This is a genomic window from Yoonia vestfoldensis DSM 16212, from assembly GCF_000382265.1.
Taxonomy (GTDB): domain Bacteria; phylum Pseudomonadota; class Alphaproteobacteria; order Rhodobacterales; family Rhodobacteraceae; genus Yoonia; species Yoonia vestfoldensis.
Genome location: NZ_KB907976.1, coordinates 143851 through 170364, shown reverse-complemented (window position 1 = coordinate 170364; position 26514 = coordinate 143851). Strand labels below are relative to the sequence as shown.

Below are 26514 nucleotides of genomic sequence, written 5' to 3'. Positions count from 1 at the left end.
TTGACCCAGATTGTCACATTATCGTTCTTTCGCTTTGCCGGGCCTTTGGCGCGGGCATGGGCGCTGACGATGATGGGCGGTGCGCGGTGGCCACTGTCGCGGACGCGGGACATCGGGTTCTGGAAACTTTGCGGGTCCGGCACCGGCGAAGGGTTCACACCTGTCCCCAACACCGCCGTCTATGCGATCCTTGCCACATGGCCCGATATCGAAACCGCCAGAACACGGACGAATTCAGGCATTTTCGCACGTTACATATCGCGTGCAACAGAACATTGGACAGTTTTCCTGCAAACGCAGACCGCGCGTGGGCAATGGTCCGGTCAGGAACCTTTCGCGCCGCGCGCGACAACAGCGCCCGGTCCTTTGGCGGCACTGACCCGCGCCACAATCAAGCCGCGGATCCTCGCGCGGTTCTGGGGGCGGGTGCCCAACATTTCCGCAAGGATCGGCGCAGACAGCAACGTCATGTTCAAGATCGGCATCGGCGAAGTCCCGATGCTGCATCAGATCACCTTTTCAATCTGGCCGTCCGAGGCTGCCATGGCCGCTTTCGCCCGGACCGGCCCGCATGCCGACGCGATCCGCGCCGTGCGGGACGAAGGCTGGTTCAGCGAAGAGCTTTATGCCCGCTTTGCGGTGCATTCCGATGCCGGCACATGGAACGGCACCTCACCCCTTCTCAGATCAGAGGCCGCATGAAACACCCTTTTCCATTTTCCGCCATCGTCGGTCAGGACGAGATGAAGCAAGCCATGATCCTGACGGCGATCGACCCGTCGATCGGCGGCGTTCTCGTCTTCGGTGATCGCGGCACCGGCAAATCCACCGCCGTGCGCGCGCTGGCCGCGTTGCTGCCGCCGATCATGGCTGTGGATGGCTGTCCCGTGAACAGTGCAAAAGCGGCGGATGTCCCCGATTGGGCCATGTTAGAGACCAAAAAACTGGTCGAGATGCCCACGCCCGTGATCGACCTGCCGTTGGGCGCGACCGAGGACCGTGTCACAGGCGCGCTCGATATCGAAAAGGCGCTGACCAAGGGCGAGAAGGCGTTTCAACCCGGTCTGCTGGCACGCGCCAATCGCGGCTATCTCTATATTGACGAGGTCAACCTGCTCGAGGATCACATCGTCGATCTGCTGTTGGACGTCGCGCAATCGGGTGAAAACGTGGTGGAACGTGAGGGGCTTTCGATCCGCCACGCCGCGCGCTTTGTGCTGGTCGGGTCCGGCAACCCGGAAGAAGGCGAATTGCGTCCGCAATTGCTTGACCGATTCGGCCTGTCGGTCGAAGTCACGTCGCCCAAAGACATCGCCACGCGGGTCGAGGTCATCAAACGCCGCGATGCGTTTGAGAATGACAACACCGCGTTCATGCTGCGCTGGCAGGCCGAGGATGCCGCGATCCGTGACGGAATCCTGACTGCGCGCAAGGCGCTGGCCCAGTTGAAAACACCCGAAAAGACCCTGCATGACGTCGCAGAGCTTTGTCTTGCGCTGGGCTCGGACGGTTTGCGCGGAGAGTTGACGCTGCTGAAGGCCGCCCGCGCCTATGCCGCATGGCGCAATGACACGGCGCTGACCCGCGGACATGTAAAGGATATGGCACCCATGGCCCTGCGCCACCGCCTGCGCCGCGATCCCTTGGACGAGGCCGGCAGCGGCACGCGTGTCGCGCGAATCGTGGAAGAAACTCTTGGCTGAGGCCGTCTGGCACCGCGCCGTTCTGGCAATGCAGCTGCTGGCGATCGATCCCGCGCTGGGGGGGGTGTCAGTGCGGGCCAGATCCGGTCCTGTGCGCGACAGGCTGGTCAGCCTGCTGACATGGCTGCCGGAACCGCATCATCGCATCCATCCCGCGATCTCGGACGAGGCGCTTTTCGGTGGGCTGGACCTGTCCGCAACATTGGCAACAGGCCATTTTGTGCAGGAACAGGGTCTGCTTTCGCGGTCTGGTACGGTCATCCTGACGATGGCGGAACGCGCGGCGACGCAGCTTGCCGCGCGGCTTGCAGTGGTGCTGGATGCAGGGGCAACGCACCGGCTGATCGCGCTTGACGAAGGGGCGGAACCGGACGAGGCGCTGAACCCGAAACTGGCCGAACGGCTGGCCTTTGCCGTCGATCTTTCGGGGGTGAGCGTCACCGAAGCCGCCCTGCCCGATTCGGTCGACCTCGCCGCAGCCATCACCCATCTGCGGCAGGTCGCTGTCCCAGATGACATTTGCGAACAACTGACGCGGATCGCCGCGCAATTCGGTATCGACAGCCTGCGCGCGCCGCTGTTCGCCTTGCGTGCAGCAAAGGCGCATGCCGCCTTGTGCGGAAAGATGACGGTCGATGCCGATGATGTGGAAATTGCCTGCGTGCTGACGCTTGCCCATCGCGCGACACAGATGCCGAGCAGCGATGAAGAAGAACAGGACGCCCCCGAACCCGACCAGACCGACAGCGACGATCAGGATCAGACCGACACGCTTGATCTGCCCGACGAATTGCTGCTGGAGGCGATCAAGGCACTGTTGCCTGACAATCTGCTCGACCGGATCGCGGCGCAAAAGGCGCGGCAAGGTAAGGGCAGCGGCAGCGGCGCTGCCCGCAAAGGCAACCGGCGCGGCAGGCCGATGCCCCCCCGGCCCGGACGGTTGGGCGATGGCGCGCGGTTGGATATCGTTGCCACGTTGCGCGCCGCCGCACCTTGGCAGACGATCCGCAAACAGGCGACCGGGCGCGACGGGCTGCAAGTGCGCAGCGACGATATCCGCGTCAAACGGTTCGAGGAAAAATCCGACCGTTTGCTGGTGTTCACCGTCGATGCCTCCGGTTCCTCGGCGCTGTCGCGACTGGCCGAGGCGAAAGGTGCGATCGAACTGCTGCTGGCCCAAGCCTATGCGCGGCGCGATCACGTCGCTCTTGTGTCGTTTCGCGGAACAGAGGCCGAGGTTCTGCTGCCGCCCACACGGTCACTGGTGCAGACCAAACGCCGCCTTGCCGCCTTACCCGGCGGGGGTGGCACGCCACTGGCCGCAGGGATCGTCGCGGCGCTGGAACAGGCCGTCACGGCCACGCGCAAGGGTCTGACGCCGACCATCGTGATCCTGACGGACGGGCGCGCGAATGTCGCCCTTGATGGCGCAGGCAACCGCGTGCAGGCCGCTGCCGATGCACAGCGCATGGCGCAGGTCGTCCGCGCCCAAAGGATCGACGCGCTGGTCATCGACACCGGCAACCGCCCGGAACCGGCTCTATCAGCGCTGGCGCAAACCTTGGGTGCGATCTATCTGCCCCTGCCGCGCGCAGATGCGGCGCGCCTTTCCGCCAGCGTCGCGACCGCCTTGGGCGACTGATGCGCTGGCCTCCGCACGACTGGCCGCTGTCAGACCATTCCCGCCAGATCCTGCACCGCCCGCATCGCTGGCATGTGCAAGAGGCCGGAACCGGCCCGCTGATCCTGCTGATCCACGGAGCCGGTGGCGCCACGCAAAGTTTCCGGCACCTTTTCCCGATCCTGATGCAGACGCATCGCGTCGTGGCAATCGACCTTCCCGGCCAGGGGTTCACGCAGATGGGCGCGCGCCAACGCTGCGGCCTGGATCACATGGCCGAGGATATCCTGTCGCTGTGTCGTGCCGAAGGCTGGAACCCCGCGATCATCCTAGGCCATTCGGCGGGTGGCGCGATTGCCCTGCGGCTTTGGGAACTGGGATTACGGCCCGCCGAGATCGTCTTGGTCAACGCAGCGCTCAGCAATTTCAAGGGCGTCGCGGGCCTGTTGTTTCCTGTCATGGCCAAGGCACTGGCTGCCACACCTTTCAGCGCCAGCATCGTGACGGCCACCAGCAGCCGCACCACGATCCGCAACCTGATCAAGGGAACGGGTTCAACGCTCGACGATGCCGGGATCGACCTGTATTATCGGCTGATCACCGACCGGGCCCATATTGACGGGACGCTTTCGATGATGGCGCAATGGACGCTGGACGCGTTGCTGGCCCGCCTGCCGCAGATCACCGTGCCCGTTCATCTGATCACCGGATCTGACGACAAGGCTGTGCCGCCATCCGTAAGCCGTACAGCCGCCGCGCGCCTGCCACAGGCGCGCCTGACCGAACTGGCGGGTCTCGGTCATCTGGCCCATGAAGAAGACGCAGCCCTGATCGCGGGTCTGACCAGAGCAAACTGAAAAAGGCTGCCAGCTTTCGCTGACAGCCTTTTGTGATCAGTCAAGTGCCCGGTGTTACTGGGTCACTGTCTCTTCTGCGCTTGCTTCCAGGTCAGAGAACGTCGCGAGGTAGGCGTAGAGGTCATAAGCATCCTCTTCTGCGCGGACCTGATACGCCATCCGGCCACGGGCGCGGCGATCCTCGAGCTTTTCGCGGATCCAGCCTGTCGGGTCCTGTACGTAGCCGACAAAGTTTTCCTCGTTCCAGATTTCGCCGGCCTCACCAAGCGCGACAAGCCCGTCGCTGTAGTTGCCGAATTCGGGATCAGTGCCAATCAGCCTGCCGATCAGACCATACTGGTTCGGCCCTGTGCGAGAGTTGCGGCCGGCAAGAACATTGCCGTCAGCGTCAGCGACGATGTGGCAAGCCACGCACTGACGGTTGAATTGCTCTTCGCCCCTGGCGACATCACCAAGTGTTGGCGTGAGATCTTGCGCGAAAGCCGGCGCGGCCAGAACGGCGAACGCTGCGGCGATTGTGAACTTTTTCATGATCGTATTCCTTTTCGATCTGATTCTGTGACCGTTGCCCCAGTCGAGGTGCAAGGTAATGCATCCTGTGCATCGGTCTACCCCCGCATACAAAAGAATGTGTGAAGATTTTCAGGCGACGGCATGGGCCAATGCACATTGTTTCCATAACACCCGCAGCGCATTGATCAGGTGGTCGATATCTTCGTCAGAATGCAACGGCGATGGCGTAAAACGCAGTCTTTCCGTGCCCTTAGGCACCGTGGGATAGTTGATCGGCTGCACGTAGATATCCCATTCCCGCATCAGGTAATCGGCCAGCATCCGGGTCTTGACCGGGTCCTTGATCAGAACCGGCACGATATGGCTGTCGTTATGCATGTGCGGAATGCCTTCGCGGTCCAGTGCAGCGCGCAGACGCGCGACCTGCCGGCGCTGGCGGGCACGTTCCATCTCTGATTCCTTGAGATAGGCGATCGACGTCCGCGCCGCCGCCGCGACGGCTGGCGGCAATGCGGTGGTAAAGATGAACCCGGACGCAAAGCTGCGGATGAAATCGCACAGGGCGGCTGATCCGGTGATATAGCCACCGACCACGCCAAAGGCCTTGCCCAGCGTGCCTTCGATCAGGGTGATCCTGTCGGCCAGACCCTCGCGTTCGCTCACACCGCCGCCGCGCGGACCATACATGCCGACGGCATGGACTTCGTCCAGATAGGTCATGGCGCCGTATTTCTCGGCAACTTCGACGATCTGCCGGATGGGGGCGATATCGCCGTCCATCGAATAGACGCTTTCAAAGGCGACGATCTTGGGGACATCTGCGGGCAAGGCGCGCAGCTTCATTTCCAGATCGCGATAGTCGTTGTGTTTCCAGATCACCTTTTGCGCGCGCGAATGACGGATGCCTTCGATCATCGACGCATGGTTGCCCGCATCCGACAGGATCACGCAGTTTTCCAACCGACTGCCCAGGGTCGACAGCGCCGCCCAGTTGGACACATAGCCCGATGTGAACAACAACGCCGCTTCCTTTCCGTGCAGATCGGCCAGTTCGCGTTCCAGCAACAGATGATCGTGGTTGGTGCCGCTGATGTTGCGGGTGCCACCCGATCCGGTGCCGGTGCGCTGCACCGCTTCGCACATCGCACCGATCACCGCAGGATGCTGCCCCATGCCAAGGTAATCGTTCGAACACCAGACCGTCACATCCCGCACGGCACCATCGGCTGCGTGGTTGGCCGCGCGCGGAAACTTGCCGCACTGGCGTTCCAGTTCGGCAAAGTAACGATAGTTGCCATCGGCCTTGAGCTGGTCGAGCTGCACATTGAAAAGGGCGTCAAAATCCATCGGTCTTATCTTTCTTCTTTGGGCATCGTTTTGGGCGCGGGCAACATCCAACGCCAGAGTTTCGCATCAGGCAGAGGGATCACCATCAACCAGTGTTCGAGAAGGGCAAGTGCTGCCAGCGCGGTCAACAGACCATAGCCCACGATGGTCGCATCAGACCCTGCGAACCAAAGCCGCTCTGTGCAGACCGCAAGCAACGCCGTCAGCGCGGTGATGGCAACCGGAAAGGCCAGTGTCACCGGACCACGCCGGAAATAGCTTTTGAGATGCGCCAGGCGTTGCGGCACGAATTCCATATTGATCCGTGGCACCCCGAAGAAGAGGTTCAGCTTGGCAAAGATACGGGCAAGATACAGGATCAGATAGGTCGCCACCGCCATCCGGTTGTCCGCCCCGCCAGAGGCCAGAACCAGCCCCAAAAGCCCCACAGTCAACAGCAACTCGTGGTGGGCAACCGTCCCAAAGGCGCGAAAGAAACGCGGCTTGCCCGACAGGCCAGGAAGGCAGGCATCGCGCACCGGGCCTGTCACGATACCCGCGAGAAACGCAAGCTCGATCCAGCCCCAGATGGCCAGCGCCCCGAGAAACCCCATATAGACGCCCGCCACGTCGGTCCGTGTCAAGGACATCGCGACGGCCCAAACACCCACGATCAGCAGCGGCAGACCCGCCAGAACGGTCTCCAGATGAAACCCGCTGCGGTCGGCTTTGCGCACCGCAAGCAGGATTATCCCGGTGGAAAACCACCAAAGAAAGATCGCCGCGATGATGGCTATCACCGCGCCGGTCATGTTTCATCTTCCGAGCACAAATATCCCGGAGGTGTGGAGGCAGCGCCTCCACCGGTTTTCAGGATGGAAACCGTCCACGCCATCAGTAGGCCGGGGCCATGATGGGGCTTTCCGGAACGTCGCTTTTCACGACCGGGATGGTAAGCAGCGCGACAAAGGCCGTCGCCGCCTTGGCCGATCCGGCCATCCGTTTCATCCACCCGCCGACACCGCCCTGCTTGCGCCCTGCCGCGATCTGCACATTGGCGTCCTGCATCCGGTTCAGCGCAGGAATCCAGCGCGGGTGGTCGATATCCAGCACCATCGGGAACACCTGACGCGAAATGTCGGATGTCTTGCGGAACACTTCCTGCCCGTACCAGGCGGGGTCGACGCCCAGCGCCTTGTGGAATTCAGGGCGCTGGTGGTCGCGCACCCACATGGTGGAAAACACCGCCGTCAGGAAGAATTTGATCCACAGCTTGTTCATGCGGCTTTCGGTCAACTTCGGGTCGGTTTTCAGCAGCAGGGCAAACGCCTCGCCATGCGAAAACTCGTCGTTGCACCATTCACGGAACCATTTGAAGATCGGATGGAACCTGTATTCGGGATGCGCCTCAAGGTGGCGATAGATCGTGATATAGCGCGCATAGCCGATCTTTTCTGACAGATATGTCGCGTAATAGATGAATTTGGGCCGGAAATAGGTATATTTCTTGGCTTGCGTCAAAAACCCGAGGTTCACGGCGATCCCGGCCTCGCGCAGGGCATCATTGATGAAACCGGCATGGCGGGCCTCGTCCCGCGCCATCAGCTGGAACAATTCGGTGATGTCCTTGTTCGACCCGCGGCGTTTCATTTCCTTATAGAGCACGCAGCCCGAGAATTCAGCCGTGCAGGACGAGATCAGGAAATCGATGAATTCCTTTTTCAGCTTGGGCTCCATGCCGTCCCAATCGACGTGATCCCAGTCTTCATTCTTGCGAAAATGCCCCTTGTTGGGGTCGGCCTTCATCTGACCGATCAGCGCGTCCCAATCCTTGCGCACGGGCGTCACGTCGATCGCATCCATTTCGGCGAAATCGGTGGTGTAGAACCGTGGTGTCAGCAGCGTATTGGACATCGCGACCTTGGTCGCTTCTTCGTTGGTCAGCGGTGGCAGGGCCTCTTGTGCGGCAATCGCCTCTTCGGCGGTGGCGGCAGTGGATGAATGCATGTTCATGACAGCACCTCGTCGCTAAAGGAAAACTCGCAGAGTTCCATGAATTCGAAATCGCCCGTCGCGCGGGTCCAGAGCTGTTCGATCTTGCTGGCACGTGTGATGACAGCGGTGCGCTTTTCCTCGATCAGTTCACCGAAGGCGGCCATGATTTCCGGCCCCTGCACCTGCACGGTATCCCCCGGATAGATCACAGCGCCGTTGTCCAGCCGGACATGCGCCGACAGTTCCTCGAAGCGGTGCGAAATGGTCACCGTGCAAGGCGCGGTTTCCGTCTCTCTCAAAAATAGTCCCATGTGAGTTCCCTTTCACATCATCGCGCGCAGGGGGCTAGCCTGCCCGCAGTTTCAGTCCAGCAGCTTGGCAAAAGCTGCAACGTTGTCTTTGCCATAACCGATCAGTTCGACGGTCAGACCGACGCTGTCGTCGATGATCGAAATGTTGCCGTTGTCGCGGCGCACGACCATCATTGACGGGTTGCCCGTGACGCCACTGACCTTTCTGTCGCGTTCGATCACGCGCCCGATGACGCCGATAAATCCGGCCAGATGATCCGATGACGTCACTAACAGGTTTCCGTCGGTGTCATGCACAGTATAGACGCCAACACGGTCGCCGGTCACGACAATCTCGAGCTGATCGACAATCGGTGCCTCGACAAGAACGCCGACTTTCGGCACGTCGTTTTCCTTTGCATAAGCGACCAGCGCCACACAAAGAAACATCAGTGCAAACATCGTGAACGCGAGGCGCTTTGGCACCATCTCGCCGGGATCGGCGCGCATTTGCCGCTGAAGTTTCGCAAATTGAACGAGCTCTGACATTGTCGATTACTCCGCTGCGACGGCGTTGCCGCCATCTGGTTGAACACGCGCGACAATCGGCTGGGAAATGCGTGTTTCCGCCGCCGTTGCAAACATGCGCGCGACGTTTTCAGCATCGGGAATGCAGCGCAGGGCAGGTTGGGTCCGCGACATGTACCAAGGCCGGACATGCGGCCAGGTCATCAGATAGGATACCCGTGTATCACCGATAAGTTCAAAGGCCAGCGTGCCCGTGCCCCCGGAGCGCAGGTCAAGCTTGGCAGTGCCGATCCATGTATAGGGCAGGTTCAGCGTCATGGTCAGCGCCGCACCGATGCGCATCGCCACGCGCTTGTTCGTCAGCGTGTAGATCGTGGCACGCGCCTGCACATAGGCGATCAGATACAGCAGACCGCAAGCGACAAGACCCGCGATCACGAAGGGGACGCCATGCATCACCGACACACCCAGCGGATAATCCGCCGAAGATGCGCCGACGCGCCAGATCGTCAGCAGGACAAAGTAGCCTGCCACCCAGCGCAGCGACAAAGCCTCGCGCGCGAGGGCGTTGTGGTCGGGCGATCCCTGCCAGATGATGTATTCGTCGGCGGGCAGCTTTTCAGGCAGCCCTGGGATAGGTTCAACTGCGAAATCGTCGTGGCTCATTTTATGTTCCCTCAGGTTGGTGGACCCCGGTGGCGAGCCGGGGCCGGACTTGTTTACAGAGCAGGTTCCAGACGCTCGGCCGACGCGTAAAGCGTGCCACCGGCGAAGTAGCCCATGATCTTTTCTTCTTCGAGCAGGGTGACCAGATCAGGTGACTTGGTCACGGGAATGCTGTCCCAGTTATGCGCATAAAGCGACCGGACGACGACGCGATCCCCCTTGATCCGTGCCATGTTGATCGGGATCAGGCGGGTTTTGCCGCTGCCTTCGGGGTTCAAATCGACAGTCAGGAAACGCACCAGCGATTCAGGCACGTCGACCCACATGTCGGTCACCCGTCCGACGATTTCACCATCACCGCCCACGACAACCTTGCCGCGCGGATCGCGCCCTGCGGACAGGATGAAGTCGGACAATTGCGACATTGGTTTGATCTTGGCATGGCCATGAGCATCGAGTTCGGGTGTGTCGCGCCGTGGAGCCCAGGACGCCGGGCCGACACCGTCCATCATCGGGTCACCGGTCGGAATATAGGGCGAACCCGCCGCGCGGGACGATTGCACCAGCGCCAGATCGGGACGATCACCGCGCTGACCGCTTGGCACTGCAAGCTCGCCACGACCATCGCGCAGGTGGAATGTCTTGTCGGAAGGGACCGGGAACAACCCCTGGTTCGGCGCGGCTTTTCCTTCTTCATCGACCAGCGGATAGCCTTCGCGCATGTTCTCGGTCTGAAGGTAGTAGATCAGTCCGGCAAAGAAGATCCAGAAAAGCCAGATTGCTGCGCTCGCCAGATCGAAGTTTCCAAAGAATGTGTTGCCAACCATGGTGTGGTCCTTTCGGCTTTCAGGTCGGGAAGTCTGACAATTCCAGCTTGGCAGACCCCCGTGAGGTTATCGGCTGCAACCGCACAAGCGGCCCCAGCACAATCAGGGTGATGAACAAAAGGGCGATTTCGGTATGATAGACGACCGAATACCCCGTGGCAGGCGTGGCGAGCGCCTCTCCCAAGGTGCCGTTCCCGGCGGCATGGTTTACAAGGTCACGCAGGGTGCCCCCGATAAAGATGGACAGCCCGGCACCGGTGGCTTGTGCAGCCCCCCAGGCGCCAAGGGCCAGACCGCGACCGGCGCGACCAATGGTCGGCATGGTCATCGCGGCGGTCAGGGTGGACACTCCGAACAGGCCGGAACCGAAACCGATCAGACCGGCACCCAGATAGAACAAGGCGGACGAACCGACGGGCGCGGCAAAGATCACAGCGCAGAAGGCCACGACACCGGCCAAGATGCCGCGCGCGCACATCCGGAACGGATCATCGCCCCGCGCAAGCCAGCGCGCGGCGACCGCGAAACCGACCAGTGCGCCGCAGGCCCACATCGCCGTCAGCAACGTCGTGGCAGAGACAGACAGGCCAAGGATCTCGCCGCCATAGGGTTCGAGCAGCACGTCCTGCATGTTGAAGGCCATCGTCCCAAGAAACACGACCGCGAGCAGACGGCCGGCATCACCGCCTTTGGCCAGATCAGCCCATGCATCGCGGAAGGTCGGGCCGGGTTCTTCGCGTTGGGCCTTGGTCATGGGGGTGACGCGTTCCTGTTTCCAGAGCGCGATCAGGTTCAGCAGCAGCGTGATGACGGCCGTGCCCTGCACGACCTGCACCAACCGCAAGGCGCTGTAATCGCGCAACAGCGCGCCGATGATCAGCGCGGCAAAGGCCATGCCCACAAGGTTCATGACGTAAAGCAGGGCGACGACCTTGGGCCGCGTTTCCTCGGTCGCGCGGTCGGCGGCCAGCGCCAGACCGGCGGTCTGCGTCATATGCATCCCGATGCCGGTCAACAAAAACGCAAGGCCCGCACCGACATAGCCGGCCCAATCGACATCAAGCGTCCGATCGCCGGACAATACCAGCAACGCCATCGGCATGATGGCAAGGCCACCGAACTGCCACATCGTCCCGAACCAGAGGTAGGGAATACGCTTCCAGCCAATGGCGGAACGGTAATTGTCGGACCGGAACCCCACCAGTGCGCGGAAGGGTGCGACCAGCACCGGAATGGCGATCATCATCGCCACAAGCGTCGAGGCGATGTTCAGTTCAACGATCATGACACGGTTCAGCGTGCCCAGCAGCATCACGGCCGCCATGCCCACCGACACCTGGAACAGCGACAGGCGCAACAGCTGGCCCAGCGGCAGGTCATCGCTGACCGCGTCGCTGAAGGGGAGCAGGTTGACCGAAATACGCTTGAGTGCCGACGCCTTGAAAATCATTTGCGTGCCCTTTCAAAGACCAACGCGGTTGAGATGTAAAAACCCGATTTGACCCGCTCGACATCGCGCAAGGCACCTTTGACGCCCGCCATGCGCAAGGCGTCGGCGACGCCTGCGGTCGTGTGCGGGATCATCACAGGGCTGCGGTCGGCGGCCGGGAACAACTTTCCCGCGCGCCACATCAGCATCAGCGCGGGCGTCCGCGGCGCAAGGGTGAACACGAATTTGCCGTTGATCCGGGGCGCGGCGCGGTCCAGCAGCGCCGCGATATCGGGGGCGGTGTAGTAGATCAGCGAATCCATCGCCAAGGCATGGTCGAAACTGCCCTGGGTCGCATCCAGCATATCGCCCGCGACCCAGGTGATCGTGCCTGGCAAATCCTTTGGCATCCGCTTTGCGCCAATCTCCACGAGCGCAGGCGAGATATCGACCGCCACCACATCGGCCCCGCGTTGCGCCAGTTCCACCGCCATCGCCCCCGTGCCGCAACCGGCATCGAGGATCCGCGCGCCGCGCAGATCGCCCGGTAATTGCGCCAGCATCAGCGCGCGCATCCGGTCGCGGCCTGCGCGCACGGTCGCCCGCACGCCCGACACCGGCGCGTCGGACGTCAGCCGTTCCCAGACCTTGGTCGCGGTGCGGTCGAAATAGTGTTCGACCCGGTCACGTGTGGCGGCGTATTCGGTCATCAATCGAACCCAAGCAATTCAAAGATTTCACGATCAGGCAACGGTGCCGGGGCCAGCGCCTCTGTCCCGTTCCAGAGCGTTTCGGCAAGGCGGATGTATTCCGCACGCACCATCACGACGTCCTGGTCGTCGGGCATTTCGAACAATGTTTTCTTTTTCAGGCGGCTGCGGCGGATCGCATCCAGATCGGGCATATGCGCGATGCGGTTGAAACCGACGGTGGCGCAATAGCGGTCCACCTCGTCCGTGGCCTTGGAGCGGTTGGCGACACAACCGGCCAGACGCACCTTGTAGTTGGTCGATTTCGCCTGCACCGCTGCGATGATCCGGTTCATCGCATAGATGCTGTCGAAATCATTGGCAGTGACGATCAGCGCACGGTCGGCATGTTGCAGCGGGGCGGCAAAGCCACCGCAGACCACATCGCCCAGCACGTCAAAGATCACGACATCGGTGTCTTCCAGCAGGTGATGCTGTTTCAGCAGTTTCACCGTCTGGCCAACGACATAACCGCCGCAACCGGTGCCTGCGGGGGGGCCGCCGGCCTCCACGCATTTCACGCCGTTATAGCCTTCAAAGATGAAATCTTCGGGGCGCAATTCCTCGGCGTGGAAATCGACCTCTTTGAGGATGTCGATCACCGTGGGGACCAGGGTGCCGGTCAGCGTGAACGTGCTGTCATGTTTGGGGTCGCAACCGATCTGCAGCACGCGCTTGCCCAGCTTGGAAAAGGCCGCCGACAGGTTCGATGATGTCGTCGATTTGCCGATGCCACCTTTGCCATAGACGGCAAAGACCTTTGCGCCTTCGATCTTGGTGTCGTCGTCCTGATGGACCTGCACCGATCCTTCGCCGTCTTGACCGCGCAGGTTGGGGATTTCGTCTCTGGGGCTCATAGGAGCCTCCTTTCCGTTACATTCATTGCGAAAGGGGTCATTCTGCTGCGATCCCTTCCATACGATCTTCGAGCGCGTCGGCGGCGTTTTGCAGCGCTGCCAGCGTTGCGGCATCCGGCGCCCAGTATTTGCGGTCCGAGGCTTCGAGAAGGCGGTTGGCCATCCGCATCGACGCCTGCGGGTTCAACGCCGCCAGCCGTTCGCGCATGACATCGTCCAGCACAAAGGTTTCCGACAGGCGCTGGTAGACCCAAGGCTCCACTTCGCCCGTTGTCGCCGACCAGCCCATCGTGTTGGTGACCTGCGCCTCGATTTGGCGGACACCTTCGTGGCCATGCTTGAGCAGGCCTTCGTAGAATTTAGGGTTCAGGCTGCGGCTCCGGGTTTCCAGTGCAACCTGATCCTGCAAGGTACGGACCTTGGCCGATCCGCGCGTCTGGTCGCCGATATATACGGGGGCAGACACGCCGCCCTTGGCACGTTTCACGGCGCGGGAGATGCCGCCAAGCGTGTCGAAGTAATGGTCAACGGTTGTCACACCCAATTCGACGGATTCAAGGTTCTGATAGGCCAGATCAACGTCTTTCAGCGCCTTTTGCAGCAGACCGGGGTTTTGCGTGGCCTTGCCGTTGACGCCGTAGGCAAAGGATTTGCGGGCCTCGTAGGCATCGGCCAGCTCGTCCTCGTCGCCAAAGGCGGAACTGTCGACCAACTGGTTGACGTTGGAGCCGTAGGCACCTTCAGCGTTGGAAAACACGCGCAAGGCGGCGGTTTCCAGATCGCAATTCATGTCGCGGGCATAGGTTAGCGCATGGGCGCGGATGAAATTCTGGTCAAGCGGTTCGTCGGCCTGCGCGCATTTCAACGCAGCCTCTGCCAGCATGCGGGTTTGCAGGGGCAGCAGGTCGCGGAAGATGCCCGACAGCGTCATGACGACGTCGATGCGCGGACGGCCCAGTTTTTCCAAGGGCACAAGATCGGCCCCGGCCAGACGGCCAAAGCTGTCAAAGCGCGGAACTGTCCCCATCAAGGCCATCGCCTGACCAATCGGTCCGCCGTCGGATTTGATATTGTCGGACCCCCACAGCACCAGCGCAACAGTGCGCGGGAAGGTGGGGTGGGTTTCCAGCAGCAGATCAGCCTGCTTGCGGCCTTCGGAAATCGCAAAGGCGGTGGGCATGCGGAACGGGTCAAAGGCGTGGATGTTGCGCCCCGTGGGCACAATCTGCGGCGACCGGATCAGGTCACCACCCGGCACGGGGGCGATGTAGTGGCCGGACAGCGCCCGCATCAAGGCAGGCAATTCGTGGTCTTCTTTCAGCAGTTCGGCAGCACGATTGGCAGCCTGGCCCTTTGGCATCAGGCGGATCATGTCGGCGCGCGCAGCATCCGACATCGGCTTGCCTACGACGTGGAAGCCTTCGGTGATCAGCGACCCTTCGGTTTCCAGCAGCTTCAACCAGAGCGTGCCGATATCGCGTGCGTTCATATCGACCGCATTGGCCTGATCACGGATCAGTTGTTCCAGATCGCCGCGCTGATGGTCCTCGGCGGGCATTTCGCGCCAGCGGGTCAGGCTGTCTTTCAGCTCTGCCAGACCTTTGTAAAGGCCCGCGGTGGTCAAAGGCGGTGTCAGATGGGTGATCGTGATCGCATTGGACCGACGCTTGGCCAAGGACGCCTCGGACGGGTTGTTGGCGGCGTAAAGATAAACATTCGGCATCTCGCCGATCAGGCGGTCCGGCCAGTCGCGCGCTCCAAGGCCTGCCTGTTTGCCGGGCATGAATTCCAGCGCACCATGCATGCCGAAATGCAGCACGACATCGGCCTCGAACGTGTTGCGCAGCCACATATAGAAGGTCACGAACGCATGGGTCGGTGCAAAGCCGCGCTCGAACAGCAGGCGCATCGGGTCGCCTTCATAGCCGAAGGCAGGTTGGACCCCAACAAAGACGTTGCCAAAATTATAGCCCAGAACGAACACACCGCGCCCGTCGGACTGGATCTTGCCGGGGGCGGGGCCCCATGCCGCCTCGATCACCTTCAGCGGTGGCGTCGTGCGCACGATCGTATCGACATCGACATGGGCAGCGACGTTGGCTTCCTGGCCATATTGCTGCGCATTGCCTTTCAGGATCAAGGCACGCAGATGATCCACGCTGTCAGGGACATCAACCTTGTACCCGTCCGTTTTCATCCGCGTCAGCGTGTTGAACAGACTTTCAAACACAGCCAAGTACGCCGCCGTGCCAACGGCACCGGCATTCGGCGGAAAGCCGAAAAGGACGACAGCAACCTTTTTGTCGGCATTTGCCTTGCGGCGCAACTTTGCCAGACGCAAGGTTTTCTCGGTCAGACTTGTGATCCGTTCCAGACATGGCGCCATTGCTTTGCAGTCAGACTGGCCAGGACACATATGCGAACAGCCCTGACATCCATCGCCACCGTGACGACCAGCAAAAACAGTCGGATTGGTAGCGCCGTCGATTTCCGGCAAGGCCACCAGCATGGTGGTTTCAATCGGACCCAAGCCCTGCGCGTTGCTGGCCCATTGGCCCAGCGTCTGGAATTCAAGTGGCTGCGCTGCAATATAGGGGACGTTTATTTCGCTCAGAAGAGAGACCGCAGCATCGCTGTCATTATAGGCAGGCCCGCCAACAAGCGAGAAACCGGTGAGAGAGACCATGGCGTCAACGCGCCCGGCAAAATACGCCTCGATCGCGGGACGACCGTCAAGGCCACCTGCAAAGGCGGGGATGACGCGCATCCCTTTTTCCTCGAAAGAACGGATCACCGCATCGTAATGCGCGCAATCCGACGACAGGATATAGGACCGCAGCATCAGGATGCCGACTGTGGCAACCGGCGCGGCAGGGCTGGGCAAATCAGCGATATCGGTGCTGATGTGATGGCCGGGCAGATCGGGATGATAGACGCCGACATCGGGATATTCGATGGGGGCTTTGACCTTGACGGGTTTCCAGTTCTGCCCTTTGGCATACCGTGACACCAGCATGCGGATCATCTGTTCGATATTGTCGTCCGACCCACCCAGCCAATATTGCATCGACAGGAACCAGTTGCGCAGATCCTGGCTTTTGCCGGGGATCAGGCGCAGGATCTTTGGCAGGCGGCGCAGGGTTTTCATCTGGCTTTCGCCGGATTTGCTGGCCTTGGCAGTGGGTTTCAGCCGCTTGAGCAGACCCATCAACCCGCTGGCGGGCTTGGACATGTCCAGATCGCCCATTTTCGTCAGTTTGACGATATCGCTATCGGCAATGACATTGATCATCGCGTCGCAGGCGTCACGACGCGCAACAAGCGATGGGATGATCGCGGCGGTATGTTCTTCAAGGAACAGCAGGTTCGTGACGATGATGTTGGCATGCGCTACCGAGTATTGCGCATCAAGCAAGGCTGCGGGGTTCTCGCCCCATTCGGCAGCGGCATGGATCGAGATTTCAAGACCGGGAAAGTCATCGACCAACCGCTGTCTGACCCGCGTTGCAGGACCGGCGGAATGCGAATCCAAGGTCAGGATCACGAACCGGAAGGTGTTATTGTCTGTACTATCGCGCATAATGGGCCTTTGCCTCATAAAGCGTATCGAGGCTGATCTGGCTAAGACCTTTCTCCGCCGCATAGTTTTCAGTGTTTCTCCGCGCCTTCCCACGCACGAAAAATGGAATTTTCTTTAGTTCCTTTTCGGCATCGGACAGCCAGATGATGTTGTCTTCCTGCGGCGCGGGGGCTTCTTCTGCGACCGCTTCGACCTTGGCTTTGGCCTTGCCGCCGTGGTGGCTGGCACCCGCGTCGTCGTGAAATTCGAAATCGTCGCGGAACATGGTCAGCAGGTGTTCTTCCAGACCCATGACTAACGGATGAATAAGCGTGTCGAAGATGACGTTGGCACCTTCGAACCCGACTTGCGGGGAATAGCGGGCGGGGAAATCCTGCACATGGACGGGCGCGGAAATGACGGCACAAGGGATGCCCAGACGCTTGCCGATATGACGTTCCATCTGGGTGCCAAGGATCATTTCGGGGCTGAGCGCCTCGATCGCGGCCTCGACCTCCAGATAATCGTCGGTGATGAGCGCTTCGAGGCCATAAGCCTTGGCCAATGCACGCACAGGCCGCGCCATTTCGCGGTTGTAGCAGCCGATGCCGACCACCTCGAACCCCATTTCATCGCGCGCGATGCGGGCGTGGGCAGCGACATGGGTGCCGTCGCCAAAGATGAAGACGCGCTTGCCGGTCAGATAGGTGCTGTCCACCGACCGCGACCACCACGGCATCCGCAGGCGGGATTCGTCGATCAGGACGGGTTTGCCGATGATGTCGCCGACTTCGGCAATGAAATCGCGGGTGGCACCGACACCGATGGGCACGATTTTCGTGAACGGCTGGGCATAGGTCTTTTCCAGCCAGCGCGCGGCGGCTTCGCCCGTTTCAGGCGACAACAATACGTTGAAATGCGCGGCAGGCAGGCGGGCAATATCGGATGGCGTCGCACCCAAGGGGGCCACGACATTCACCTGCACGCCAAGGTCGGACAGAAGGCCGGTGAGTTCTTCGACATCGTCGCGCGCGCGAAAGCCGAGTGCGGTGGGGCCCAGAATATTACAGGTCACCCGCCCTGTCCGGTCCTGCGGTTTGGCCAGCGCCTTGACGATCTGGTAGAATGTTTCGTCCGCGCCGAAGTTTTCCTTGCGGCTGTAGCTGGGCAGTTCCAGCGGGATGACGGGAATGGACAGGCCCATCGTTTCCGACAGGCCTGCGGGATCATCCTGAATCAGTTCGGCGGTGCAGGACGCACCCACGATGATCGCCTCGGGCTGGAACCGGTCGACGGCATCCTGACAGGATTTCTTGAACAAGGTGGCAGTATCTGCGCCCAGATCGCGCGCCTGAAAGGTCGTGTAGCTGACAGGCGGGCGGTGGTTGCGCCGTTCGATCATGGTGAACAGAAGATCGGCATAGGTGTCGCCCTGCGGGGCGTGCAGGACGTAATGCAAACCCTTCATCGCCGTGGCGACGCGCATCGCGCCGACATGGGGCGGGCCTTCATATGTCCAGACGGTCAGCTTCATTCGGCGGCCTCCAGATGCAGGACAGCCTTGCGGCGCAGCGGGCGCGAGAAGAGACCGGCCAGATCGCCCGCCTGTTCGTAGAAATGCACCGGCGTGAACACCAGTTCGATGGCCCATTTGGTGGACAGGCCTTCCGCCTCCAGCGGGTTGGCAAGGCCAAGGCCGCAGATTGTCAGATCGGGCCGTGCCGCGCGGGCGCGGTCAAGCTGTTTGTCCACGTCCTGCCCTTCGGAAATCTGCGGACCGGCAGGCAACAGGTCAAGGTCGGGACCGTGCAGCGCGTCGTGGATATAAGGGCTGCCCACCTCGATCGCGGTCATGCCACATTCGCGGGTCAGGAAACGCGCGAGCGGGATTTCCAACTGGCTGTCAGGGAAGAAGAAGACCGATTTGCCGCGCAGCACCTCGGCGGCTTGCGCAATCGCCTTACGGGCGCGTGCACGCGGGGCGGCGGTGACGGCCTCGAACGTTTCGTCGCTGACGCCGAATTCGGTGGCGATGGCACGCAACCAGGCGGTTGTGCCTTCGTCGCCAAAGGGGAAGGGAGCCGCCAGATGGCGTGCGCCGCGCCGCTCCAGCGCGGAATGGGTTTCGCCAAGGAAAGGCTGGACCAGGGCGAAAACAGTATTCGGGCCAACCGCCGTCGTGTCGTCGATGCGGCGGGCAGGCAGCAGGCGGACAGGACCAACGCCCATATCCGACAGCAGCGCCAGCATCTGGTCTTCGACCACATCGGGCAGCGCGCCGACGACCAGCAATTCGCGGGCTTCGGTCGTTTTCAGCACGGGAACCATGCAGGCAAGACAGGCGTCTTCGCCTTCGGTAAACGTTGTCTCGATCCCCGAGCCGGAATAGTTCAGCACCCGCACATGAGGGGCATGGATCTGGCTAAGGCGTTCCGCAGCACGTGACAGGTCGATCTTGATCACTTCGGACGGGCAGGACCCGACAAGGAACAACTGCCGGATGTCGGGACGGCGGGCGAGCAGGCGGGCAACCTCTCGGTCAAGCTCCACATGGGCATCCTTCATCCCCGCCAGATCGGTTTCTTCAAGGATCGCGGTGCCGAATCGGGGTTCGGCGAAAATCATCACGCCAGCCGCCGATTGCAGCAGATGGGCGCAGGTGCGCGAGCCGACGACCAGAAAGAATGCGTCCTGCATCTTGCGATGAAGCCAGATGATTCCCGTCAGGCCGCAGAACACTTCGCGCTGGCCGCGTTCCTTGAGAACGGGTGCGCTCCGGCAACCGCCGTTGGAGGGGGTCAGGTCGTTCATGCGCGGCCCTCTGCATCAAGGCGGGCCATCCGCAGTTTCCACAGGAACTGGCCTGCGTTGATGACGTATGTGGCATAGGCCGCAAGCGCGACATACATCAGCGCGTCAGGTGTCATCGCGCCCGTCAGCAGCGCCACCATGTACCAGGTATGCAGCGCGATCACGACAAAGCTGAACACGTCTTCCCAAAAGAAGGCAGGGGCGAAAAGGTATTGACCGAAAACGACTTTTTCCCAGATCGCGCCGGTAATCATGATCACGATCAGAAAGAATGTCTTGACCACGATGGATATGGTCGCCGCCTCGTATCCTGCGCCGGTGGCCAGATACCGCAACACGAGACCCAGCGAAATCAGGAAGACAAGGAACTGCACCGGCGCAAGAATCCCCTGCACCAAGGTCCAGCGGGTGTTGTCCCGCCGCGCCCGTTCGGCATCGGAATAAAGCCGGACCGCCGCAGGGCGAGCGCGACCAGAGGCGCTTTCTGATGCGGTGACTGACACGGACATGGACGGGGCTCCTGATATTGACTGAACCCAGATTAGGGGCGTTTGGGGGCATGTGTCAACTTTAACTTACACCTTTATCACCCCTTGTGTCAGTTCGTCGCGCCACCCCTCAAAGAGTAATTTATAACATACAAATCAACTATTTATATGAACTTCCCAGCGTAGTTTTTGCTATAGTGTCAATTTACTTTGACATTATGTCTCACAAGACAGACAATGTCGCTATACTTTAGACACGCGCTTTCGCGAGTCAAAAACGGGAGCGGACATGGCTGATCGCCGGAACATAGACGTCTTGGCGGAAAACATTTCTCGCCAGCTTCCGGACCCGATTGCACAAATGCCCGGTGCCGGGCTGACACTGGTGCCCTTCGCAACGCGAAAGCTGGATATGCAGATCATGGCCGCGATGCGCGCCGCCGCCCTGTCGATCAGCCGCGAAGATTGCAGCGCCGTCCTGCAAACGGCGCTTCAAGCAGGCATAGCGCGGGATGATCTGGCCGATTTTTATATTCCCGAACTGGCCCGCGAACTGGGCGAAGATTGGTGCACTGACATGTTGAGCTTTGCCTCGGTCACGATCGGGGTATCACGGCTGCAAGCGATGCTGCGCGACCTCGGTCCCGAATGGGCGGGCGATCAATCAGCGAACCCCGCCGCGCCGTCGATCCTGCTGATCGTCGGTCAGGATGTCCACCACACGCTGGGCGCAATGGTGCTGAGCGGGCAATTGCGCCGCAAGGGTTTGTCGGTGCGGCTCATGCTGGGCGCAGACCTGAAAGACCTTGCTCAGAAATTGTCAAACACCAGCTATGATGCTGTGTTCATTTCATCTTCTTCCGGCGAAAGTCTTGAATCGCTGCGACGTATTGTCTACGTCATTCGCACCGCCTCCAAGACGACTACTCCTATCGTGATAGGTGGAACCATCCTCGAGGTCGAAACTTACTATGACGTCACGGCTTTGACGGGTGCGGATTATGCGACAATTGTGCCAAGCGAGGCGTTAGAGCTTTGCGGGCTGACAACAAAATATCTGACCGCCGCGCCACCGCTGCGCGAGGTCTAGACAATGCAGATCACTTTGCCCGAAGGGACACTGCCATGACTTCGCGTGGTGCGAAATTCTGGAACAGTGGGGCAATCCCGTTGATCGCGCCCGAAATTCTTGGCGATATCATCGCAGATGTGGCCGACCTTGCCATCGTGATTTCCGAAAGCTTCAAGGTGCTTTCTGTCATCGTCAATCCAAATCATCCGTCTTTTCTGGTGCTCGAACATTGGGAAGGCAAGGACATCCGCGACTCGCTTGTCGCAGAGGACCGGGCGAAATTTGAACGCCGTCTCGCGGAATTCCTGGCCGGCAAGGCGGATGTCAGGCCGGTCGAGCTGAACCATTCGCGCGAAGTCAGTGATTGGGATGCGCCTGTCCGCTATAGCTTTCACCGGATCGCCCCGGACGGTTCGGTGCTGATGCTGGGCCGCGACCTGCGTGCGATTTCAGAAATGCAGCAGCAGTTGATCAAGGCGCAGCTTGCGCTGGAACGCGACTATGAGGTGCAGCGCGAATTCGACACACGGTTCCGCGTCCTGTTGGGCAGCATGAGCGAACCCGTGCTGTTCATCTCTGTCCAAAGCGGCGAGATCACCGAGGCCAATGCCGCCGCCGCGACCCTTCTGGACAGATCCCGCGATGATCTGATCGGCAATTCCTTGACCAGTTGTTTCGACAACCGCAAGCGTGGCGATCTGATTGAATCGCTGACGACGCTGGCGATGTCGGAACGCGCGGACGGGTTCAAGATCGAACTGCGCGGCAAATCCAAAACCGTCAGGCTGGCGCCGACGCTGTTTCGCGCCGCCGGCGAACGCCTCTTGCTATGCCGGATCGTCCCGGACGACGACAACAACCTCAAGGCGGACAATCTCGCGCATAACATGCAGGATCTGTATATCAGCGGACCCGAAGCCATCGTCTTTGCATCCGAAAGCGGCGATGTCCTGTCGGCCAATGATGCCTTTCTGAACCTGATCGACGTGGCCCATGACATCAACGTGCGTGGTCATAGCCTGGCCGATTACCTGCAACGCGGCACTGTCGATCTGAAGATCATGACGGAAAACGCGACCCGCGCGGGCCGGATGCGGATCTACGCGACACGGATCGCAGGACAGTACGGCAGCCCCCGGTCGGTCGAGATTTCGGTAACCAAACTGCATGCCGGAACCCATTCCGTCTTTGCCTTCGTGATGCGCGATTCAAACCACGCCGACACAAGCCGTGGCGCGATGCTGCCCAGCAATGACGAAAGCATGCGGTCGGTCGTCGAACTTGTCGGCAGTGCCACTCTCAAGGACATCGTGGCCGAAACCACCAATGTCGTCGAAAAGATGTGCATCGAAACCGCCGTTGCCCTGACCATGAACAACCGCGTCGCCGCGGCCGAGATGTTGGGCCTGTCGCGCCAGTCGCTTTACGTCAAACTGCGCAAATATGATCTGCTGATACGCGAAACCGACGATACCTGATCATTTCGGGCTACGTTTGGCCAATATCCGCTGCAAGGTGCGACGGTGCATCGACAAACGCCGTGCGGTTTCCGACACGTTCCGATCACACAATTCATATACGCGCTGGATATGTTCCCAACGGACACGATCCGCGCTCATCGGGTTTTCAGGCGGCGGCGGCAGCGTGTCCGTCAGGGCGAGCAGCGCATTGGTCACGTCGGTGGCATCGGCAGGCTTGGCAAGGTAATCCGTCGCCCCGATCTTGACTGCGGCGACCGCTGTCGCGATGGCTCCGTAGCCTGTCAACACGACGATCCGGCTTTCAGGGCGCCGCGCACGCAGGACCTCGACTACATCAAGCCCGTTACCATCCTCCAGCCGGAGGTCAACGACGGCATAAGCCGGGGGCCGGGCCGTCGCGATCGCCTTGCCAGCTGCGACAGATCCCGCCATTTCCACCTCGAACCCGCGCTTTTCCATGGCCTTGGCCAATCGTTTGAGAAAAGCGTCGTCGTCATCAACCAAAAGCAGCGATTTGTCGTCGCCAAGGTCCAATGGTTCGGTAGTCATGCGTGCCATCCTTGATCTTTCTGCCCAATAAGTAGGCCGCGGCGACACCCCGTCAACGGCGACCTGCCGATCGCCGATTGGTCGCATTGCTTGCAGCGCAGGCAGGCATTATCACAGCGCTTTCAGGTGCAAGGTCGCTGCCGATGTCGATTTCCGAATTCCAGATGTTCCATGATCAGGAACGCAGCAACTGGGTGCGGTTGCGCACGCTCGTCACGCTGCGCTGGTTCGCCGCACTGGGTCAAGCGGTTGCGGCGATCGTTGCGGCGAATGTCTATCAACTCGAATTCCAGTACGGGCTTGTCGGCATCGTCATCGCGTGTTCCGTTCTTGCCAACCTGATATCGCGCTACAGCAACCCGGAAAACAAGCGGCTGTCGGAACGCGAAGCGCGGCTTTGGCTGTTCTTCGATCTTATCCAACTGGGGCTGCTGCTGTTTCTGACCGGGGGGCTGAACAACCCGTTCGCCTTGCTGCTGCTGGCCCCTGTCACCATTGCCGCGACCGTCCTGCATCTGCGCAGCACGATCTTTCTCGGCGTCGCAGCGATTTGCATGATCACGCTGATCAGCAATTTTCACATGCCCCTTCAAATGACGGACGGCCGTCTTCTGGCGTTGCCTTTGCTGTTCCAGTTCGGGTTCTGGCTGGCGCTTGTCATCGGTGTCGTTTTTCTGGCGATCTATGCCCGGCAGGTCACGACCGAAATGCACGCCATGGGCGAGGCGCTGTTAGCAACGCAGCTTGCTCTGTCACGCGAACAGAAACTGACAGACCTCGGGGGTGTCGTGGCTGCCGCCGCGCATGAGCTTGGCACGCCACTGGCCACGATAAAACTGGTCAGCACGGAACTGATGGAGGAACTTGAAGATTATCCCGAACTGCTGGAGGACGCGAACCTGATCCGGTCACAGGCCGACAGGTGCCGCGACATCCTTCATTCGATGGGACGGGTCGGCAAGGATGACCTTCATCTGCGGCAGGCCCCCTTGGAAACTGTGGTCCGCGAAGCGGCTGAACCGCATCTCAGCCGGGGCAAGATGGTGACGTTCGAAATCGCGCCTGAACAGGGATCGACGCAAACCCAACCCGTCATCAACCGCAGGCCGGAAATCATCCACGGGCTGCGCAACCTGATCCAGAACGCCGTCGATTTTTCGCAAAGCGAAGTCTGGATCGAGATGACATGGTCCGACAGCGCGATCAGCATCCGCATATCCGATGACGGCAGCGGCTTTCCGCAATCCGTCATCGGGCGCATCGGCGACCCTTATGTCCGCCGTCGCAGATTGGCAGAAGACGGCATTCGCCGTCCCGGATACGAAGGCATGGGGCTCGGCCTGTTCATCGCCAAGACCCTTCTGGAACGGTCGGGCGCGCAACTGACCTTTGCCAACAGCCGCAGGCACGGCCACGCAAGCTGGACCGGGCAAGCGACAGGCGGCGCGATCGTCGATGTCGTCTGGCCACGCGAAAAGGTCGTTCCCATCAACAAGGGCAATGCACCGGCGCTGGGCCAGAACGTCCCCATCAGACCATGGCCGTGACCCTGTCTCAGGCTTAACCCTCAGTTAACTTTACTGGGCGAGGGTCGGGGCCTGAACAGGCAAGGACCACTGCACAATGTCGCTGATTCTTTTGACCATCGCCGCAATGGCGATCGCCGCTGGCCTTGGCGCAACGCTGGCGACGCAGTGGCGCAGGAAATCGGCAGATGCGCCACGCGATCAGGCGCATCCGCCGCCGTCAGGGCCGGTTTTCCTGTTTCATGGCGACGACCTGATCGACACGACGCCAGACGCACAACAGTTGATCGCGCCGTTCAGCCTGATGCCGGACCGCGATGCGATGATCCATGTTCTTGATCCGCAGTTTCCAGGCCTTGCCGCGTATTTCGAATCCGCTGCCCAAAAGCCATGCAGGATTGTGCATCGGCACCACGAATCCGTGTGGATCGATGTTGACTGGCCTAACGGCCAGCTCCGTGTCGCGGTCGGTGGCACATGGCCCGACGACGCGGCCAGCACGCCCGGTCAGTTTGCCGCAAGTCAGCAAACTGCCGAACTGGCGATGCTGCGCGATGTCCTGCGCCACGCCCCGCACCTGATCTGGCGGACTGATGTCGAGGGCAAGCTGATCTGGGCCAATCAGGCCTATCTTGATTTCTGGGGGCGGCTTGACCCTGATAAACAGAACGTCATCGCCGGCAAGACATTTTGCACCGCTGATGCCGTGATCCCCGCCATGCGCCGGATTGCGGTGCCGATGCCAAAGACCGGCGCCGAACACTGGTTCGACGTCGTGACTGTTTGCCAAGGCACATCGCGCTTGCACTTTGCGACAGATGCCAACGCAACCGTGCGTGCCGATCAGGAAAGACGTAACTTTGTCCAGACCCTGGGAAAGACCTTCGCAGAACTGTCCATCGGGCTTGCGATATTCGACAAACGTCGCCAGTTGGCGACGTTCAACCCCGCGTTGCTGGACATGACACGGCTGGGGTTCGAATTCCTGAGTACACGTCCGACGATTGATACCGTGCTGGACCGCCTGCGCGAAACCCGCATTTTGCCCGAGCCCAAGAACTATGCGTCATGGCGGGATCAGTTCACCGCCGTCGAAACCGCCGCCAAGAACGGCACCTACAGCGAGGTATGGAACCTCCCCGACGGGCAGGCTTTTCGGGTCACAGGACGACCGCATCCCGATGGCGCATTCGCCTTTCTGTTCGAAGATATCACAGCAGAGCTTTCCCTGACCCGCCGTTTCCGTTCGGATATCGAAACCGGGCAGGCGGTCCTTGACGCCCTGCCCGATGCGATTGCGGTATTCACCACTGCCGGTACGTTGGTGATGTACAACCGCGCCTATGCATCGCTTTGGGACATGCCGACGGATCTGGGCCTCGAACACCGTGCCTTTGCTGCGGAAATGGCGGTGTGGCACACTTGCTGTACCGCGGCGACCGACTGGACCGACCTGCAGCATTTCATTCATCAGCCCGGCCCGCGCACACCATGGTCAGATGATGCCCTGCTCGCCGATGGGCGGATGCTGCGCTGTCAGGCAACACCGATTTCGGGGGGGATGACGATGGTGCGGTTCACTCTTGCACCGCGCAACCTGCCGGTCCTGCGCAAGCTGGCACAAAACGATCCAGCAATCCGCGCGGTGAAGCGCTGATTTCGACTTG

At 60.8% G+C, this 26514-nt stretch carries 24 protein-coding genes; 8 read left to right on the top strand and 16 right to left on the bottom strand.

Going from position 1 to position 26514, the window contains the following annotated elements; translation table 11 throughout:
- The 4 genes from crtA to bchO are packed head-to-tail and all read left to right on the top strand — an operon-like array spanning position 1 to position 4181.
- On the top strand, positions 1–702 hold the full coding sequence (gene crtA / locus H147_RS0105485; protein WP_019954350.1) for a spheroidene monooxygenase: 702 nt from the start codon (positions 1–3) through the stop codon (positions 700–702).
- The gene (gene bchI, locus H147_RS0105480) at positions 699–1703 is read left to right on the top strand and encodes a magnesium chelatase ATPase subunit I (protein WP_019954349.1); all 1005 of its coding nucleotides are present in this window, start codon (positions 699–701) and stop codon (positions 1701–1703) included. Before crtA ends, bchI begins: the two co-directional genes overlap by 4 nt.
- Positions 1696–3345 (top strand): magnesium chelatase subunit D, encoded by a 1650-nt coding sequence (locus tag H147_RS0105475; RefSeq protein WP_026352275.1) that lies wholly within the window; start codon positions 1696–1698, stop codon positions 3343–3345. The genes bchI and H147_RS0105475 overlap by 8 nt, the downstream gene beginning before the upstream one ends.
- Positions 3345–4181, top strand: coding sequence for an alpha/beta fold hydrolase BchO (bchO, locus tag H147_RS0105470; RefSeq protein WP_019954347.1), 837 nt, complete (start codon positions 3345–3347; stop codon positions 4179–4181). Before H147_RS0105475 ends, bchO begins: the two co-directional genes overlap by 1 nt.
- 54 nt (positions 4182–4235) lie before the next feature.
- Here the strand turns inward: bchO and H147_RS0105465 are convergent, their stop codons facing one another.
- The 15 genes from H147_RS0105465 to bchF all read right to left on the bottom strand — a co-directional run bounded on the left by H147_RS0105465 (position 4236) and on the right by bchF (position 20240).
- On the bottom strand, positions 4236–4712 hold the full coding sequence (locus H147_RS0105465) for a c-type cytochrome (protein WP_019954346.1): 477 nt from the start codon (positions 4710–4712) through the stop codon (positions 4236–4238).
- Between the two features lie 111 nt (positions 4713–4823).
- Positions 4824–6041 carry a 5-aminolevulinate synthase gene (hemA, locus tag H147_RS0105460; protein ID WP_019954345.1) on the bottom strand — a complete coding sequence of 406 codons (1218 nt, stop codon included), beginning with the start codon at positions 6039–6041 and terminating at the stop codon, positions 4824–4826.
- 5 nt (positions 6042–6046) lie between these two features.
- Positions 6047–6832 (bottom strand): putative photosynthetic complex assembly protein PuhE, encoded by a 786-nt coding sequence (puhE, locus tag H147_RS0105455; protein WP_019954344.1) that lies wholly within the window; start codon positions 6830–6832, stop codon positions 6047–6049.
- A gap of 82 nt (positions 6833–6914) precedes the next feature.
- Complete coding sequence (gene acsF, locus H147_RS0105450; RefSeq protein ID WP_019954343.1) at positions 6915–8033, bottom strand: magnesium-protoporphyrin IX monomethyl ester (oxidative) cyclase; 1119 nt, start codon at positions 8031–8033, stop codon at positions 6915–6917.
- Complete coding sequence (locus tag H147_RS0105445) at positions 8030–8326, bottom strand: O2-dependent cyclase accessory protein (protein WP_026352274.1); 297 nt, start codon at positions 8324–8326, stop codon at positions 8030–8032. The genes acsF and H147_RS0105445 overlap by 4 nt, the downstream gene beginning before the upstream one ends.
- 51 nt (positions 8327–8377) lie before the next feature.
- Positions 8378–8815: a photosynthetic complex assembly protein PuhC gene (gene puhC / locus H147_RS0105440; RefSeq protein WP_019954341.1), complete on the bottom strand. Its 438-nt coding sequence runs from the start codon at positions 8813–8815 to the stop codon at positions 8378–8380.
- A gap of 45 nt (positions 8816–8860) precedes the next feature.
- Entirely contained in the window at positions 8861–9499 is a 639-nt protein-coding gene (gene puhB / locus H147_RS0105435) for a photosynthetic complex putative assembly protein PuhB (RefSeq protein ID WP_019954340.1), read from the bottom strand.
- Positions 9500–9552: 53 nt separating this feature from the next.
- Entirely contained in the window at positions 9553–10326 is a 774-nt protein-coding gene (gene puhA / locus H147_RS0105430) for a photosynthetic reaction center subunit H (protein ID WP_019954339.1), read from the bottom strand.
- Between the two features lie 19 nt (positions 10327–10345).
- Positions 10346–11776 (bottom strand): PucC family protein, encoded by a 1431-nt coding sequence (locus H147_RS0105425; RefSeq protein ID WP_019954338.1) that lies wholly within the window; start codon positions 11774–11776, stop codon positions 10346–10348.
- The gene (gene bchM / locus H147_RS0105420) at positions 11773–12465 is read right to left on the bottom strand and encodes a magnesium protoporphyrin IX methyltransferase (protein WP_019954337.1); all 693 of its coding nucleotides are present in this window, start codon (positions 12463–12465) and stop codon (positions 11773–11775) included. The genes H147_RS0105425 and bchM overlap by 4 nt, the downstream gene beginning before the upstream one ends.
- On the bottom strand, positions 12465–13361 hold the full coding sequence (gene bchL, locus H147_RS0105415; RefSeq protein WP_019954336.1) for a ferredoxin:protochlorophyllide reductase (ATP-dependent) iron-sulfur ATP-binding protein: 897 nt from the start codon (positions 13359–13361) through the stop codon (positions 12465–12467). Before bchL ends, bchM begins: the two co-directional genes overlap by 1 nt.
- Positions 13362–13398: 37 nt before the next feature.
- Positions 13399–16941 carry a magnesium chelatase subunit H gene (locus H147_RS0105410; RefSeq protein WP_019954335.1) on the bottom strand — a complete coding sequence of 1181 codons (3543 nt, stop codon included), beginning with the start codon at positions 16939–16941 and terminating at the stop codon, positions 13399–13401.
- Positions 16931–18454: a ferredoxin:protochlorophyllide reductase (ATP-dependent) subunit B gene (gene bchB, locus H147_RS0105405; RefSeq protein WP_019954334.1), complete on the bottom strand. Its 1524-nt coding sequence runs from the start codon at positions 18452–18454 to the stop codon at positions 16931–16933. The genes H147_RS0105410 and bchB overlap by 11 nt, the downstream gene beginning before the upstream one ends.
- Positions 18451–19731 (bottom strand): ferredoxin:protochlorophyllide reductase (ATP-dependent) subunit N, encoded by a 1281-nt coding sequence (locus H147_RS0105400; protein WP_019954333.1) that lies wholly within the window; start codon positions 19729–19731, stop codon positions 18451–18453. The genes bchB and H147_RS0105400 overlap by 4 nt, the downstream gene beginning before the upstream one ends.
- Positions 19728–20240, bottom strand: a complete 513-nt coding sequence (gene bchF, locus H147_RS0105395; RefSeq protein ID WP_019954332.1) for a 2-vinyl bacteriochlorophyllide hydratase — start codon at positions 20238–20240, stop codon at positions 19728–19730. The genes H147_RS0105400 and bchF overlap by 4 nt, the downstream gene beginning before the upstream one ends.
- Positions 20241–20508: 268 nt before the next feature.
- Here bchF and H147_RS0105390 point away from each other — a divergent pair, with 268 nt between their 5' ends.
- Positions 20509–21309: a cobalamin-dependent protein gene (locus H147_RS0105390; protein WP_245541106.1), complete on the top strand. Its 801-nt coding sequence runs from the start codon at positions 20509–20511 to the stop codon at positions 21307–21309.
- A 35-nt stretch (positions 21310–21344) separates the two neighbouring features.
- A complete protein-coding gene (gene ppsR, locus H147_RS0105385) occupies positions 21345–22769 on the top strand; it encodes a transcriptional regulator PpsR (RefSeq protein WP_019954330.1) in 1425 nt (474 codons plus the stop codon).
- Here the strand turns inward: ppsR and H147_RS0105380 are convergent, their stop codons facing one another.
- Positions 22770–23321, bottom strand: coding sequence for an ActR/PrrA/RegA family redox response regulator transcription factor (locus H147_RS0105380; protein WP_026352273.1), 552 nt, complete (start codon positions 23319–23321; stop codon positions 22770–22772).
- Between the two features lie 143 nt (positions 23322–23464).
- Between H147_RS0105380 and regB the strand changes: the two genes are divergently transcribed.
- Both regB and H147_RS0105370 read left to right on the top strand, forming a co-directional pair.
- The gene (regB, locus tag H147_RS0105375) at positions 23465–24868 is read left to right on the top strand and encodes a sensor histidine kinase RegB (RefSeq protein WP_026352272.1); all 1404 of its coding nucleotides are present in this window, start codon (positions 23465–23467) and stop codon (positions 24866–24868) included.
- A 76-nt stretch (positions 24869–24944) separates the two neighbouring features.
- On the top strand, positions 24945–26504 hold the full coding sequence (locus tag H147_RS0105370; RefSeq protein WP_019954327.1) for a PAS-domain containing protein: 1560 nt from the start codon (positions 24945–24947) through the stop codon (positions 26502–26504).
- Positions 26505–26514: the final 10 nt, after the last annotated feature.